Origin of the sequence: uncultured Porphyromonas sp. (assembly GCF_947254915.1) — a bacterium.
Taxonomy (GTDB): domain Bacteria; phylum Bacteroidota; class Bacteroidia; order Bacteroidales; family Porphyromonadaceae; genus Porphyromonas.
In genome coordinates this window covers 1-15,805 of record NZ_CAMYEZ010000038.1, presented here as the reverse complement: position 1 = coordinate 15,805, position 15,805 = coordinate 1, and the positions used below count along the sequence as shown (strand labels likewise).

10 protein-coding genes and 1 pseudogene are annotated in these 15,805 nt (G+C 53.7%); all 11 read left to right on the top strand.

Going from position 1 to position 15,805, the window contains the following annotated elements; translation table 11 throughout:
- Nucleotides 1-200: pseudogene (locus Q0X57_RS03785) on the top strand (LPS export ABC transporter ATP-binding protein); the annotation flags it as partial.
- Between the two features lie 170 nt (nucleotides 201-370).
- A complete protein-coding gene (gene mutA / locus Q0X57_RS03780) occupies nucleotides 371-2,242 on the top strand; it encodes a methylmalonyl-CoA mutase small subunit (RefSeq protein WP_297727839.1) in 1,872 nt (623 codons plus the stop codon).
- A gap of 24 nt (nucleotides 2,243-2,266) precedes the next feature.
- Nucleotides 2,267-4,423, top strand: coding sequence for a methylmalonyl-CoA mutase (gene scpA, locus Q0X57_RS03775; RefSeq protein WP_297727837.1), 2,157 nt, complete (start codon nucleotides 2,267-2,269; stop codon nucleotides 4,421-4,423).
- A gap of 808 nt (nucleotides 4,424-5,231) precedes the next feature.
- Nucleotides 5,232-7,166, top strand: coding sequence for an Omp28-related outer membrane protein (locus Q0X57_RS03770; protein ID WP_297727834.1), 1,935 nt, complete (start codon nucleotides 5,232-5,234; stop codon nucleotides 7,164-7,166).
- 283 nt (nucleotides 7,167-7,449) lie between these two features.
- Nucleotides 7,450-9,327, top strand: a complete 1,878-nt coding sequence (gene mnmG / locus Q0X57_RS03765; RefSeq protein WP_297727831.1) for a tRNA uridine-5-carboxymethylaminomethyl(34) synthesis enzyme MnmG — start codon at nucleotides 7,450-7,452, stop codon at nucleotides 9,325-9,327.
- Between the two features lie 27 nt (nucleotides 9,328-9,354).
- Nucleotides 9,355-11,163 (top strand): excinuclease ABC subunit UvrC, encoded by a 1,809-nt coding sequence (gene uvrC, locus Q0X57_RS03760; protein WP_297727829.1) that lies wholly within the window; start codon nucleotides 9,355-9,357, stop codon nucleotides 11,161-11,163.
- Between the two features lie 12 nt (nucleotides 11,164-11,175).
- Nucleotides 11,176-11,628: a D-aminoacyl-tRNA deacylase gene (gene dtd / locus Q0X57_RS03755; RefSeq protein ID WP_297727826.1), complete on the top strand. Its 453-nt coding sequence runs from the start codon at nucleotides 11,176-11,178 to the stop codon at nucleotides 11,626-11,628.
- Nucleotides 11,628-12,002 carry a nucleotide pyrophosphohydrolase gene (locus Q0X57_RS03750; RefSeq protein WP_297727823.1) on the top strand — a complete coding sequence of 125 codons (375 nt, stop codon included), beginning with the start codon at nucleotides 11,628-11,630 and terminating at the stop codon, nucleotides 12,000-12,002. Before dtd ends, Q0X57_RS03750 begins: the two co-directional genes overlap by 1 nt.
- Before the next feature lie 24 nt (nucleotides 12,003-12,026).
- Nucleotides 12,027-12,893, top strand: coding sequence for a deoxyribose-phosphate aldolase (deoC, locus tag Q0X57_RS03745; RefSeq protein ID WP_297727821.1), 867 nt, complete (start codon nucleotides 12,027-12,029; stop codon nucleotides 12,891-12,893).
- A 148-nt stretch (nucleotides 12,894-13,041) separates the two neighbouring features.
- Complete coding sequence (locus Q0X57_RS03740; protein ID WP_297727819.1) at nucleotides 13,042-14,196, top strand: DegT/DnrJ/EryC1/StrS family aminotransferase; 1,155 nt, start codon at nucleotides 13,042-13,044, stop codon at nucleotides 14,194-14,196.
- A gap of 10 nt (nucleotides 14,197-14,206) precedes the next feature.
- The gene (locus Q0X57_RS03735; RefSeq protein ID WP_297727815.1) at nucleotides 14,207-15,793 is read left to right on the top strand and encodes a peptide chain release factor 3; all 1,587 of its coding nucleotides are present in this window, start codon (nucleotides 14,207-14,209) and stop codon (nucleotides 15,791-15,793) included.
- Nucleotides 15,794-15,805 lie beyond the last annotated feature (12 nt).

Sequence of the window (15,805 nt, the reverse complement as noted above, 5' to 3'; positions counted from 1 at the left end):
AGCAGCGCAACATCGGCATCCTGATCACGGATCACAATGTCAATGAGACGCTTAGTATCACGGATCGTGCCTACCTACTCTTCGAGGGCAAGGTACTCTTCCAGGGTACGGCGGAGCAGCTTGCAGACAACGCTCTCGTGCGTGAGAAGTACCTCGGACGCGACTTCGTCTTGCGTCGCAAGAGCTTCGTAGATCTGTAGCCTTTGGCGCTATTGTCGTGAGGACAATAGGCTTAGGTGACGCTCTATTGAAGAGAAATTTTTATCTTTGCGGATAGCAACGCGGTTGACTAGCTTCTATCGGATAGGAGAGAGTCCTCATTGTTGCACCTTTTGCGCAATCAATTCACACAACACACACATAATACGATATGGCAAATAAAAGAGAACGGCTCTTTGGGGATTTTCCCCCCGTAAGCAAAGAGCAGTGGCTGGAGAAGGTCACGGTCGATCTCAAGGGTGCCTCCTTTGACAAGCGGCTCGTATGGCGTACGCCCGAAGGCTTTAGTCTACAGCCTATGTACAGACGCGAAGACATCGCTCAATATGCCTCACGTCTGGCACTACCTGGTGAGTATCCCTACGTGCGATCGACGAAGCTAGACAATGAGTGGCTCGTACGCCAAGAGATCAAGGTTACGGATCCCGCTGAGGCAAATGCTAAGGCTCTAGATATACTCAACAAGGGGGTCACTTCCCTAGGATTTAAGATCTCTAAGACGATACTCTCTGCTGAGACGCTGGAGACACTCTTCAAGGGAATAGACCTGACGGCCGTAGAGATCAATCTCTCGACCTGCATCTCTCGTACAGTCGAGCTGGCAGAGCTCTTCGTCGCTTACGTACAGAAGCATAAGATTAATGGTGCAGCCGTAAGGGGCGCTGTCGAATACAACCCCTTCAAGATGGAACTGATGAAGGGTATGGTCAATGCACAGCGCTACGATATCCTAGAGCAACTCTACAACATTGCCAAGCCTATTCCACAGATGCGCCTTTACATCGTAGAGGCGTCTATGCTGAGCAACGCCGGTGCGGGTATCGTCAAGGAACTCGCCTATGCCCTCGCCTGGGGTGCGGAGGTGCTTGACCAGATGGTGGCTCGTGGGCATGATGTCGAGGAGATAGCTCGGAGGATCAAGTTCCACTTCGGCATTAGCTCAAACTACTTCCTCGAGATGGCGAAGTTTCGTGCAGCTCGCTGGCTATGGGCCGAGATCATCGGGGCGCATGGCGACCAGTACAAGGGCGATGCGGCTAAGATTTGCCAGCACGCTACCACTTCGCAGTGGAATATGACCATCTACGACGCTTATGTCAACCTACTCCGCTCACAGACGGAGACGATGTCGGCAGCCTTGGGCGGTGTTGACTCAATTACGGTTTTACCTTTCAACATTACTTACGAGGAGAGCAACGACTTCTCCGAGCGTATCGCTCGCAATCAGCAGCTTCTGCTGAGCGAGGAGAGCCACTTTGACAAGGTGGTTGACCCCGCTGCGGGTTCTTACTACATAGAGACCTTGACCAATGTGATTGCCGAGCAGGCTTGGCAGCTCTTTGGTGAGATCAGTGCTAGCGAGGGTGGCTTTGAGAGCTTTGTCACCTCGGGCGCTCTACAGCGTGACCTCCAGGAGACCAATACGCAGCGCCACGGAGCTGTGGCAAAGCGTAAGGAGACGCTACTGGGTACTAACGAATTTCCAAACTTCACGGAGACAGCTCACGAGAAGCTTGCGACACCTGCTGTCATCACCTCCGGATGTGGCTGCTCTGCTGGTGAAAAGCAGGAGGGACTACAGCCACTCAACTTCGACCGTGGTGCTAATGAGTTTGAGACGCTCCGCTTGACGACGGAGCGTGGCAAGCAGCCTGTCGTCTTCATGCTGACGATCGGCAATCTAGCGATGAGACTCGCTCGCTCACAGTTCTCGGGCAACTTCTTCGGTTGCGCTGGCTACAAGCTCATCGACAACCTGGGCTTCGAAACAGTCCAAGAGGGTATCGACGCAGCTGTCGCAGCTAAGGCAGACATTGTGGTGCTCTGCTCTAGCGATGACGAGTACGAGACCTTCGCTCCTGAGGCGTTCCGACTACTCGACGGCAGAGCGCAGTTTGTCGTAGCGGGCAATCCTGCCTGCACGGAGCAACTACAGGCTCTCGGCATCGAGCACTTCATCCATGTCCGTAGCAACGTGCTGGAGACGCTACAACACTTCAACAAGATCTTCGGACTAGCGTAGTAACCCTCTAAGTAACACACACAAATGACAAAGCCATTATATAAAGAGATTGACCTGAGTCACTCTCAGTTTGGACGCACCGATGCCACTAAGTGGGGCAAGGAGCATGCGCTCGAGGCAAACTGGACGACGCCTGAGCAGATTAAAGTGAAGCCTGTCTACACGGCTGACGATATAGAGGGTCTAGAGCATCTCGACTACGTGTCGGGGTTGCCTCCCTTCCTCCGCGGTCCGTATAGCTTGATGTACCCGTTCCGTCCGTGGACGATACGTCAGTACGCAGGCTTCTCGACGGCTGAGGAGAGTAACGCCTTCTATCGTCGTAACCTAGCGAGTGGTCAGAAGGGACTATCAGTCGCTTTTGACCTCCCGACACACCGTGGCTACGACGCTGACCACCCACGTGTCGTGGGCGATGTGGGCAAGGCGGGCGTCTCTATCTGCTCGCTGGAGGATATGAAGGTACTCTTCGACGGTATCCCCCTGGCCAAGATGTCTGTCTCTATGACGATGAATGGGGCGGTACTGCCAGTCCTCGCTTTCTACATCAATGCGGGTCTAGAGCAGGGCGCTAAGCTTGAAGAGATGGCGGGCACCATTCAGAACGATATCCTCAAGGAGTTCATGGTGCGCAACACATATATCTACCCGCCCGAGTTCTCAATGAAGATCATCGCCGACATCTTTGAGTACACCTCTCAGAAGATGCCGAAGTTCAACTCTATCTCCATCTCAGGCTACCACATGCAGGAGGCAGGCGCCACGGCCGACATAGAGATCGCCTTCACCATCGCTGACGGTATTGAGTACCTCCGCGCTGGTATCAATGCGGGCATCCCTGTGGACAAGTTTGCGCCACGTCTCTCCTTCTTCTGGGGCATCGGTGTCAATCACTTTATGGAGATTGCCAAGATGCGTGCTGCACGTATGCTTTGGGCTAAGGTGGTCAAGAGCTTTGGCGCTGAGAATCCTAAGTCGCTCATGCTCCGTACGCACTGCCAGACCTCGGGATGGTCGCTCACCGAGCAGGATCCCTACAACAACGTCGGGCGTACCTGTATTGAAGCTATGGCTGCCGCTCTCGGACACACGCAGTCGCTACACACCAACGCGCTTGATGAGGCAATCGCCTTGCCGACCGACTTCTCTGCTCGTATCGCTCGTAATACGCAGATCTACATTCAGAAGGAGACGCAGGTCTGCCGCTCTATCGATCCTTGGGGTGGCTCCTATTATATAGAGTCGCTCACAGACGAGATAGCTCACAGAGCGTGGGAGCACATCCAGGAGGTTGAGAAGATCGGTGGTATGGCAAAAGCTATCGAGACTGGTCTTCCCAAGATGCGTATCGAGGAGGCAGCCGCACGTACGCAGGCTCGCATTGACTCCAACCAGCAGGTCATCATTGGTATCAATAAGTACCGCCTAGAGCACGAGGATCCCATTGAAATCCTAGAGATCGACAACACCTCCGTGCGTCAAAGCCAGATAGCTCGTCTCAAGGAGCTCCGTGCCAATCGCGATGAGCAAGCCGTACAGGCAGCTCTCAAGGAGATCACCGAGTGTGTACGCACCAAGCAGGGCAACCTCCTCGAGCTAGCCGTCAAGGCAGCTGGTCTACGTGCCTCGCTAGGCGAAATATCCGACGCTTGCGAAGCAGTCGTCGGACGATACAGTGCAGTAATTAGAACAATCAGTGGCGTGTATTCAAAAGAGTCAGGACACGACAAGCAGCTGGAGTATGCCAAGCAACTTGCTGCAGAGTTTGCACAGCGTGAGGGGCGTCAGCCTCGTATTATGATTGCCAAGATGGGACAAGACGGTCACGACCGTGGTGCCAAGGTCGTAGCCACTGGCTACGCCGACTGCGGCTTTGACGTCGATATGGGGCCTCTCTTCCAGACTCCTGAGGAGAGTGCTCGTCAGGCAGTTGAGAACGATGTCAACATCCTTGGCGTCAGCTCGCTAGCTGCAGGACACAAGACGCTTATCCCACAGGTCATTGAGGAGCTACGCAAGCTCGGACGTCCCGACATCATCGTCACCGCTGGCGGTGTCATCCCAGCTCAGGACTACGACTTCCTCTACAAGGCAGGCGTGGCAGCAATCTTCGGCCCAGGTACACCTGTCGCCTACTCAGCTGCCAAGTGTCTCGAGATACTTCTCGGCAAGGAGGCGTAGCCCAGCGAGCTAGTCACAATGCGACTGTTGCAAAAGTCAACAGTCTCACAATCTTGCAAGCAAGATTGTCTTGACTTTGCAGAAAGGATGAAGCGCAAGGCGCTGAGGGTGAGGTCTGAAGGGAGCATACCTCCGTATGTGACCGAAGCCGAATCCCGAAAGCAACACAGCGATTCGCCTTTATGCAACAGTCTCACAATGCGAAACTAAGGCATCGCCACTAGTCTCCACAATACACAGAGAGCGGGTGTGTTCATCACGGACACATCCGCTCTCTCCATCTCAACATAGGACGCAATCATACCGTGGCCCTGTGGCATTAGTCAACAGTCTCACACGATGTAGCACTATAGACTCACGCTATAGCGACTCTGACATACTTCTAGATGCCAATCTCTCCCGAAGAAATCCCACAAGAGCTCACGAGGAAATGAAAATCCTCCACCGAGGGGCGAAATGAAACTTCGGAGGAATGAAATGAAACTTCGGAGGAATGAAATGAAACTTCGGAAGAATGAAATGAAAGTTCGGAAGAATCTCTCCGCTCCTCGCTGGAAAATCAAAAATCTCCACGGAGGAATCGTTCAATTTCCTTGACAGATACGTAGATGAACTCATTATACACAATGCGTCACACCTACATAGGAATCATCTTTTCATAAAAAACACTATATTTGTCCCATCAACCAGCTTTGAGATAGAGCGAAGCCAAGTGTCCGTGCCTTACCTCTCGGTAGGAGATGCGGGCGTCCGAGGCTCTCTCCTCTAGCGTTGTACGCAGATCAAACTTTTTAAATAACTCTATCTTATGAATCGAACGACTACTCTCACTCTATGGAGCTATCTCCTAACCCTCTTGCTAGCAGTCTCTGTGGGGTCTGCTCAGGAGCAGACAGCCTTGAGACTGCAGTGCTCAACGGCGACATCCACACTACGTGCCAACACAAAGACTCTTACGGGTTTTGGCTATGCGGATCGTAATGAATCGCCATCCTTTATAGGCACAGGTAGGACAAATATCTACCTCTCGGCTTACATCCTGCTACCTGATGCAGGAGCAAACAAGATTGAGAAGATATCTTTTCCCGCTGCTAAGGCGGACAAGGATGCTTACCTCCTCGTACTATCAGAGGATGGTCAGACTACGCTCTACAACGAGCCTTGTGAGATTACTGCTGGTGTGAATGAGATGACTCTCAAGACCCCTTTTGTGACCGAGCCTGGTAAGCGCTATCTAGTAGGCTTTGCCACGAAAGTTGTAGCCACGAATGAGCGCGATACATATGTCCTACCCTTTGACAAGAAGGAGGATATCGATGAGGCTCTATACATAGGAATTGGTACCGATCCCTTTCCCACAAGTACTAATCAAAAAGAATTTGGCATCCAATACGCCAAGGGAAATAAGCTCGGCTCAGCTTTTATCTTCGTCACACTACAAGACAATAGCATGTCACAAAACACAGTCTATATGATGAGTGCGACGGGAACCTTTAAGAGGAACGACCGGAATATCCAGCTAAATGAAAAGCAGTCTGTCAAAATCTCTCTGCGCAATCTAGGTGTGAACCCAATCACCTCCTTTGAGTTCTCATACCAGTTTGGCTCTAGCGAGGTCAAGAGCATCGCACACAACCTAACAACGGCTCTAGCTCCTGGTAAAACCGGAGAGTACACCTTTGAGATCCCCGCAGAGGTCGAGGGTATGGGTGCCCTACACCTTGCTGTACCTAAGATTAATGGCAAGACACACATCTTAGCAACTCGTCGCCTCAACCTACCCTATCGTATCGGAGAGATTCTTGCTATTGGCAGAGAGACGGTCCTCATAGAGCGATTCACGGGAGAGGCGTGTCCTTTCTGTCCTCAAGCAGACGCTCCCATTAGATCGTTCATCAAGAAGCTTCAAGCTGAGGGAATGCGAGTCAGCTACATTGCGTACCATAACTTTAGGAAAGACTTCTTGTCAATGCAGGAAAGTGATAAGCTCGGCTCCTACTTCTTGATCAAAGGCTTCCCATCTATATCTATCAACCGCACAGTCACATCAGCTGACGGATCTCTGACCCTAGACGGACGAGTAGGTAACGCTGTGGCTAATACGTGGAAGAAGGAGGTGAAGAGCGATAAGCAAGGTGTCAAGATAGAGCGAATAAGTCAGTCAATTGTCGACGGTAAGCTGACGGCTGTCATCGGTGGTGTGGCTCTTAAGCACAGCTTTGACCCTGAGGATCTCTACCTGACGGTCATCGTAACGGAGGACAACATCCCCTCTATCTCTCAAGCTGGCGCAAGTTCAAGCTACAAGCACGAAGCCGCTGCTCGACTCTTCCTCACAGCTCCTACGGGCGATAAGCTCAAGGTTAATGCAGACGGTACATTTACCGTCACACTGGAGGGTACTCTTAATCCCTCTTGGGCTCGCAACCAGTGCAAGGTCGTTGCTATCGTTCACCCCAGCATCACTCAGGCTAACAAGAGCTTCGCTGCAATACATACAGCCGAGACCGCCCTGCTAGGCTGTGGCCTAGCCAACGAGCCTATAGCCCCAACTCAAGCTCCCATCGTAACCGCCGAAGAGGGCTACCTAAACATCCAGGGTCGTGTGGATGCCTTCGAGCTATACGATATGTCTGGAGTGCTCGTCTCTACAACTGTTGAGAAGCGTCTAGAGCCTGGGGTCTATGTAATTCGCATCTTTAGCGATCTACACACTTATACCTCCAAGGTAGTAGTACGCTAGTACGAAGTCCCTCCTCATAGCTACGCTCATAAGCTGAGCGTGGTCGGAGCAAGACGATGTCGGGATTTGGACCTCTCAAGAGTCCAATCCCGACATCTTTTTTTCGAAGTGGCTTGCATCTACCGACCATAGAGCTCGCTGTAAAGGGGCAAGCTCGGGCTATTTGGACAAGAGACACTAGTGCTACTAGAGGGCTCTCTAAGGTCTAATCTCTAGCGTCTAACCTCTAAATTCGTATCTTTGCAGAAGGCTGACGGGCGTCAGCTATGGCTACGGATCTACAATGACTACTCACTTTGACATTATCGTAATCGGTGCAGGGCATGCTGGCTGTGAGGCGGCGTGCGCTACAGCTCGCATGGGCGCCTCCACACTCCTCATCACGGGAGATATGAACAAAGTGGCGCAGCTGAGCTGCAACCCCGCCATGGGTGGCATTGCCAAGGGACAAATAGTGAGAGAAATAGACGCACTCGGCGGCTATACGGGTCAACTATCCGACGCGGCTACCATACAGTGGCGCATGCTCAACCGAAGCAAGGGCCCTGCCATGTGGAGTCCACGAGCGCAGCTAGACCGTATGCGCTTTATGGAGCTATGGAGAGGTCAGCTAGATAGGACAGACGGGTTGGATCTTTGGCAAGACTTCGTCGTAGACATCAAGTTTGCCGCAGCGGATGGCAAACATCTGGTAGTGACGCAATTGGGCATGACCTTTACAGCTGCAAAGGTGATCGTCACGGCTGGAACTTTCCTCGGGGGGCTGATGCACTTCGGCAAGACGATGATCCCAGGCGGACGCATCTCGGAGCCGGCTAGCCACGGCCTCACGGAGTGTCTCGTAGCGGCGGGACATCATGCCGACCGCATGAAGACGGGGACACCAGCCCGTATCGACGGTCGCTCCGTAGATTGGTCGCTCGTAGAGGAGCAACCAGGCGACGACGAGACGGGACACTTTAGCTTCCTCCCGATGCAAAGGTCCCCGCTACGACAGCGCTCCTGCTATATCCTCTATACCAACGAAGCTTGCCACGACATACTCCGAGCTTCGCTCAGCGACTCGCCACTCTACAACGGTCAGATACAGAGCATTGGACCCCGTTACTGCCCCAGTATAGAGACGAAGATCGTCAACTTCGCCGACCGCACACGACATCAGCTCTTCCTCGAGCCTGAGGGCGAGGAGACGAACGAGTACTACCTCAACGGCTTTAGTTCATCACTCCCTATCGATACGCAGATCAGAGCTTTACAGACGATCCCCGCACTGCGACATGTGCAGCTTTACCGCCCAGGCTATGCGATCGAGTACGACTTCTTTGACCCTCGCGACCTGCACCACACACTGGAGAGTAAGTTAGTCTCTGGCCTATACCTAGCTGGTCAGGTGAACGGCACCACCGGCTACGAAGAGGCGGCTGGTCAAGGGCTCCTCGCAGGCATCAACGCAGCCTTATCGCTACGTGGTGAGCAGCCCCTTGTCCTACGTCGAGACGAAGCCTACATTGGCGTCCTCATTGACGACCTCGTTACCAAGGGAGTCGACGAGCCATACCGTATGTTTACCTCACGCGCTGAGTACCGTATACTCCTACGCCAGGACAATGCCGACCTGCGACTGACGCCCTATGCGGAGCGACTGGGACTAGCGACCGCAGAGCGACTAAGTCGCCTTGAGCAGATCAAGCGAAGGATGGCCGAGCTAGAGCAACTTTGCGCCAACTATTCCGTTAAGCCTGAGGCGGTTAATGAACTTCTTACCACTCTAGGCGAGAAGCCACTAGACTTCGGCACCAAGCTCACTACCCTACTCCTTCGTCCACACGTTTCGCTCAGGGACTTGACAGCCCATCTAGACGATTTCGCCACGCAGGTGAGAAATATCATTGGCGACGACACGGAGATCTTGACCCGCACCGAAACCGCCATCAAGTATCGGGGCTACATCGAGCGAGAGGAGCAAGCTGCTCAGAAGCTTCACCGTCTCGAGTCGCTAACGCTGGGCGACAAGCTCGACTATCAGCAGATCTCTGCGCTCCCCATAGAGGCTCGCGAGAAGCTCTCCCGCATCCGCCCCGCCACCATCGCTCAGGCTGCCCGCATCCCAGGCATCTCTCCGAGTGACATCAACATACTCCTCGTCTTACTGGGACGATAAGCATCCGTTTCACGTGAAACAGCCGAAATGAACCGAGACGAAATCAAAGCTATCCTCCCGACCATTCCGCAAGAGCCAGGATGCTATCAGTACCGCAACAAGAACGGGACGATCATCTACGTGGGCAAGGCGAAGAATCTACGCAATCGAGTCTCCTCTTACTTCAACAATTCGCCAAAAGACCCGAAGACGACGAGACTGGTCAGCGAAATTCGCCAGCTAGAGTACTTCGTGGTCAATACCGAAGCAGAAGCTTTGGTTTTGGAGAATAACTTGATCAAGACCCACCTGCCGAAGTACAACATACTACTCAAGGACGACAAGTCTTACCCACGCATCGTCATCACGGACGAGCCGTTTCCCCGCATCTTTGCCACGAGAAAAGAAGTGGGCAAAGGGGATTACTTCGGCCCCTACCCCAACGTGGCGATGGCTCGCACCGTGATAGACCTAATTCATCGGGTCCTTCAGCTACGTTCGTGTCGCTATGCTTTGACTCCTGAGGTAGTTCGAGAGCGACGAGTGGACCTTTGCCTGCAATACCACATTAAAAAGTGCGGTGGCCCCTGCCAAGGCTTCGTATCGGCGGAGGAATATGCCCACTCTGTGCAACTGGCACGACGTATCCTCAAGGGGGAGATCAGCATCCTCATAGAAGAAGAGGTAGAGGAGATGAATCGTATGAGCGAGCGCCTGGAGTTTGAGCGAGCTGAGCAGCACCGTCAGAACATTGAGGTGCTACGTCGCTATTCGGGCAAGCATGTTGTCGCACCAAACATTCGCGAGGCGGATGTCTTTGCTTACGATGAGGACGATGTCAACGGGTTCGTCTGCATGATGCAGGTGCGCCACGGGGCGGTCGTCCTAGCGCACAACTTAACCTTCAAGAAGACGGTTGACTCCTCTCGGAGCGACCTGCTCGCCTACCTGATCGAGGAGCTGCGACAGCGCTTCGGTAGCACGGCTCGTGAGGTGATACTCGCAGAGCCCGGCGAATGGGAGAGCGGCAGCTATCGGATCACAGTGCCACTGCGGGGCGAAAAGAAGCATCTCCTCGAACTAGCTCAGGTCAATGTCTCAGGTTACCGCTGGGACTGCTACAAGCGTCAGGAGAAGCTCAATCCCGAGCAGCGAGCTACACGCCTCCTTACCACGATGAAGAAGGATCTCGGCATCGATCGCCTACCCCGCCATATGGAGTGCTTTGACAATTCAAACATTCAGGGCACGAACCCTGTGGCTGCGTGCGTGGTCTTTAAGAATGGTAAGCCAGCGAAGAGTGAGTATCGTAAGTTTCATGTGAAAACAGTGGTCGGCGCTGACGACTATCGGACGATGCGTGAGATCATCTACCGGCGCTATCGGCGTATGCTGGACGAGGGGCAATCGCTCCCCGATCTGATCATCATAGATGGTGGCAAGGGTCAGCTGCATGTCGCCTGCGATACGCTCAAAGAGCTGGGCATCTACGACAAGGTATGCGTCTTCGGTCTTGCGGAGCGCTTCGAAGAGCTCTATCGTCCAGGCGAATCGGAGCCGTTGGTCTTGGATCGTCGGTCGGAAACGCTCAAGGTAGTCTGTCATATACGTGACGAAGCGCACCGCTTTGGCATCACTTTCCACAGAGACAGTCGCTCGAAGCAGCAAACGAAGAGCATCCTGGACGAGATCCCTGGGATTGGCGCACGGAGTAAGGAGGCTTTGATGCGAGCCTTTAAGACGCCTCAGCGGGTTGTCAAGGCTAGTCGTGCCGAACTGATCGAGACTCTCGGAGCTAGCAAGGGAAGCAAGCTATACAATCACCTACACCCTGACGAAATCACAGAAACAACCTAGAGAAGAAACAGTATGAAAGCACTTTTACAGCGAGTAACCCACGCCTCTGTGTCGATCGACGGCGACTGCGTCGGGAGCATTCAGCAGGGCATCGTCCTACTCCTCGGCATCGGTTACGAGGATGGCTCCGAGCAGATTGAGAAGCTCTGCCAGAAGGTGTGCAAGCTACGCATCTTTGACGACGAGGAGGGCGTGATGAACCGTTCGCTACTGGACATTGGTGGCGAAGCGCTCGTCGTAAGCCAATTTACACTCATGGCAAACTGTCGCAAAGGTAACCGTCCGAGCTACATCGAGGCCGCCAAAGGTGAGGTTTCGGAGCCACTCTACGAACAGTTTGTCGCAAAGATGCGTCTCATTATGGGTGCAGATTCAATTAAAACCGGTAAATTTGGAGCCGATATGCAGGTGGAGATACATAACGATGGGCCTGTGACCATCATCCTAGACACTGACACGCTCTAATGAAATATACAGACAAGGCAAAGCAGACGACGTTAGACGAGCTACAACAGCTTGTTGATGAGTGGATACGCACCTACGGCGTACGCTACTTTGACCCGCTGACCAATATGGCGATCCTCACGGAGGAGACAGGCGAGGTGGCACGTGTTATGGCGCGGCTCTATGGCGAGCAGAGCGCCAAAGCGTCCGATCATCTCGACCTTGCGGACGAGCTGGCGGACCTGCTTTGGGTACTCACCTGCATTGCCAACCAATGCGGGGTTAACCTCCAAGAAGCGCTGGAGAAGAATCTCCAAAAGAAGACAAATCGCGACGCAACTCGTCACCTAAACAACCGCAAGCTCACCGCTCAGCCCTTAGATATAACAGAATAACAAACCTTCAAACAATAAAAACCAATGCATCAGATAGACAAGTATCATAAAGCAATCTCTCTCTACGAACCCATCGAGGGAGATGTTACCGCCAAGGTACAAGAGATCATTGACAAGCACTATAAGGAGTGCTACACACCAGAAGTCCTCAAGCTACTCTACAGCTGTATTGACCTAACCACGCTGATGGGTGGCGACACCGACGAGAGCGTTACCAAGATGGTCGCTGGCGTCAACGACTTTGAGGCCAATCATACCGACATTCCCAACGTAGCTGCCATCTGCGTCTATCCCGCTCTAGTGCCTACGGTCAAGGCCACGCTCACCTGTCCCGATGTACGCATCGCTTCGGTAGCTGCAGGCTTTCCTGCCAGTCAGACTTTCCTAGAGATCAAAGTCGCTGAGGTCTCTATGGCAGTAGCCGAAGGAGCCAATGAAGTAGATGTCGTCCTCAACCTAAACCGCTTCCTCTCAGAGGACTACGAAGGTGTCTGCACCGAGATCGAGGAGCTCAAGGACGCAGCTCGTGGAGCGCACCTCAAGGTGATTATCGAGTCCGGTCTGCTCGCTGACCCACGTCAGATACAGATCGCATCGATCCTGTCGCTCTACTCAGGCGCAGACTTCATCAAGACCTCCACAGGCAAGGAGTATCCAGGCGCTTCACTGGAGGCCGCTTACGTTATGTGTCAGACGCTACGCAAGTATTACGAGCAGCACGGTGAGCGTCGTGGCTTCAAGGCGAGCGGTGGTGTCCGCACGCCAGAGGACGTGGTCAAGTATTACTGCATCGTCAAGGAGATCCTTGGCGAGGAGTGGCTCACCCCTGAGCTCTTCCGTCTAGGTGCTAGCAGTCTTGGCAAGAATCTCCTCAAGGCGATCGAGGGATAAGAGACCAATTAGGAAGCTATGCCCCGCCACACCGATGAAAAGTGGAGAGGGGCATAGCTTTTTTGCCAAATATCCTCACCGCACAGCCCAAGAGAGAGACAAAAGAGCCTAAGAGCCCGAAACTAGCCAAAACGAGAAACTATAGAAGATGCCTCCAATATCGACAGAACAACTTAACTATCAAGGCGTTTACCCATCACAAGAGGCCATTAAAGAGCAAATTCCTGACGATTTTCTGACCGACTCGGGACTTTGTACGGGATTTGAGCAAGCATTGCGCCGTTTGTTGGGAGTCGAGCGCACGATCCATCTGACCTCTTCGCCACAAGTAGCACTTACCGCCGCACTCCGCATGTTGCAGTTGCGAGAGGGTGAGTCTCTTTTCGTGCCAGCTTACTGGCGCAAGGAGTATGTCGACTGTTTGCTCGCGATGCGACTGCGTCCGATCTTTGTCGAGGTCACCTCCTTCAATATGGCGATCGACCCGCTCCTCCTAGGTAAGCATCTCGAGCGCATGACCAATGCGGGTACTCCCCTACCCCGCGCCATCATCGTGGCGCACGCTCACGGCATCCCCGCCAATATGGAGCTCCTCTGCGAAGTGGCGCAGCGGTACAATATGACCATCATCGAGGACTGCTCGCAGGCGCTTGGGAGTTCTATCGACGAGCGAGCCTGTGGCACCTGGGGACAGCTCTCCTTCTTCTCCTTCTCCACGGGCGAGATCATACAGGCCGGCATAGCAGGCGCTCTCACTTGGTCGGAAAATCGTAGCCTCTCCATCACCGCACCTTATCACAGTTGGAGTGCTCAGGAGAAGCTCTCCATCGAAGCCTGGCTACGCCCCTATCCGCTAGCCCCTCTACAGGCCGCAGTCCTACTACCTCAGATCGCGCATCTAGAGGAGGCCATAGATAAAAAGCGCCTTATGGCTAAGCTTTACCGCAAGTACCTCACGCAAGCCTTCGGACTCCGCTATCTAAGCTGGCCAGAAGACGCACCGCACTGCTATCGTCCTAATTATAGTAGTCAGCCGATACATATCGAGCCAACGATGCTCCACTTCTCTCACCACGAGCTCGGGAGAGCTCTGCAGGAGAAGCGGTTCGTCCCGCTCCTACCACCACTTGAGAGTCTCAGCGAGCTTCCCGCACTTCAGTCCTATAGCAGTGTCGTCAGTGGCGTAGCGCAGAGCATGGCGCCCGATATGCTCTACCTGCCCAACGATAGTACGCTGACAGGCGCCCGCACCTTAGAGGTTGTCGAGGTCATCCGTCAGCTCGTTTACAAGTACAATAGCTAATCATCCCACGATGTCCACCCCTTTAGAAAAAGAAATAAGCAGTCGTCGCACCTTTGCCGTTATAGCGCACCCAGATGCTGGTAAAACAACCCTCACCGAGAAGCTACTCCTCTACGGAGGAGCCATCCACGTAGCTGGAGCCGTCAAGAGTAACAAGATCAAGAAGAGCGCCACCAGTGACTTCATGGAGATAGAGCGTCAGCGTGGTATCTCCGTGGCAACCAGCGTCATGGGCTTCAACTATAAGGACTACAAAGTCAACATCCTCGACACCCCTGGTCACCAAGACTTCGCCGAAGATACCTACCGCACGCTCACCGCCGTGGATAGCGTCATCATCGTCATCGACCATGCCAAGGGCGTCGAGCAGCAGACCCGTCGCCTTATGGAGGTGTGCCGTATGCGCCACACGCCCGTCATCGTCTTCATCAACAAGCTAGACCGTGAGGGACTAGACCCCTTCGACCTCCTCGATGAAGTCGAGCAAGAGCTCGGCATCGTAACCACTCCGATGGTTTGGCCTATAGGCATGGGCGACCGCTTCAAGGGCGTGTACAACATCTTCGACCACGAGCTCAACCTCTTTACGCCCAATAAGCAGCATGTCGTCGAGGACCTTCACCACATCGAGAGCCTCGACTCGCCCGACCTCGTCCAGCATATCGGCGCTGCCGCTGCCGAGCGACTCGCCGAGGAGGTCGAGATGGTCGAGGGCGTCTACCCCAAGTTTGACCACGACGCTTATCTTGCTGGTGAGCAGGCACCCGTCTTCTTCGGCTCAGCGCTCAATACCTTTGGTGTGCGCGAGCTACTAGACACCTTCGTACGTATCGCACCTTCACCCCAGCCCGTACAGGCCGAGGAGAGAGAGGTAAGTCCTTACGAAGAGAACTTCACTGGCTTCGTCTTCAAGATCCACGCCAATATGGATCCCAACCACCGCAGCTGTATCGCCTTCGTCAAGGTCTGCTCAGGACGCTTCGAGCGCAACGCTTACTACCGTCACACACGCCTCGACAAGCAGGTGCGCTTCTCCTCCCCTACCGCCTTTATGGCCAATAAGAAAGAGGTCATCGACGACGCCTATGCAGGCGACATCGTAGGACTCCCCGACACAGGTCTATTTCGCATCGGCGACACCCTCACTTCAGGTGAAATGCTGCACTTCAAGGGGCTACCCAGCTTTAGTCCTGAGTACTTCAAATACATTGAGAATGCCGACCCGATGAAGCAGAAGCAGCTCATCAAGGGTACCGACCAACTGATGGGCGAAGGCGTAGCACAGCTCTTTGTCAATCAGTTCAACGGCAGACGCATCATCGGGACCGTCGGTCAACTTCAGTTTGAGGTGATCCAGTATCGACTGCTCCACGAGTATGGCGCCGAGTGTCGCTGGGAGCCGCTGCACCTCTACAAAGCGTGCTGGATCGAGAGCGACGATGCCGAGGAGCTGGCCAACTTCAAGCGTCGCAAAGCTCAGTATATGGCTCTAGATAGCGCCGGTCGAGACGTCTACCTAGCGGAGAGTAGCTATATCCTGCAGATGGCACAGCAAGACTTCCCGCACATCCGCTTCCACTTCACCAGCGAGTTCTGACGCATCTCTGCT

What these genes read in the sequence shown, in the direction of transcription:
- Q0X57_RS03735 (WP_297727815.1), top strand. Translation starts at nt 14,207, where the DNA reads ATGTCCACCCCTTTAGAAAAAGAAATAAGCAGTCGTCGCACCTTTGCC.
- Q0X57_RS03770 (WP_297727834.1), top strand. Translation starts at nt 5,232, where the DNA reads ATGAATCGAACGACTACTCTCACTCTATGGAGCTATCTCCTAACCCTC.
- deoC (WP_297727821.1), top strand. Translation starts at nt 12,027, where the DNA reads ATGCATCAGATAGACAAGTATCATAAAGCAATCTCTCTCTACGAACCC.
- dtd (WP_297727826.1), top strand. Translation starts at nt 11,176, where the DNA reads ATGAAAGCACTTTTACAGCGAGTAACCCACGCCTCTGTGTCGATCGAC.
- Q0X57_RS03750 (WP_297727823.1), top strand. Translation starts at nt 11,628, where the DNA reads ATGAAATATACAGACAAGGCAAAGCAGACGACGTTAGACGAGCTACAA.
- uvrC (WP_297727829.1), top strand. Translation starts at nt 9,355, where the DNA reads ATGAACCGAGACGAAATCAAAGCTATCCTCCCGACCATTCCGCAAGAG.
- mutA (WP_297727839.1), top strand. Translation starts at nt 371, where the DNA reads ATGGCAAATAAAAGAGAACGGCTCTTTGGGGATTTTCCCCCCGTAAGC.
- Q0X57_RS03740 (WP_297727819.1), top strand. Translation starts at nt 13,042, where the DNA reads ATGCCTCCAATATCGACAGAACAACTTAACTATCAAGGCGTTTACCCA.
- scpA (WP_297727837.1), top strand. Translation starts at nt 2,267, where the DNA reads ATGACAAAGCCATTATATAAAGAGATTGACCTGAGTCACTCTCAGTTT.
- mnmG (WP_297727831.1), top strand. Translation starts at nt 7,450, where the DNA reads ATGACTACTCACTTTGACATTATCGTAATCGGTGCAGGGCATGCTGGC.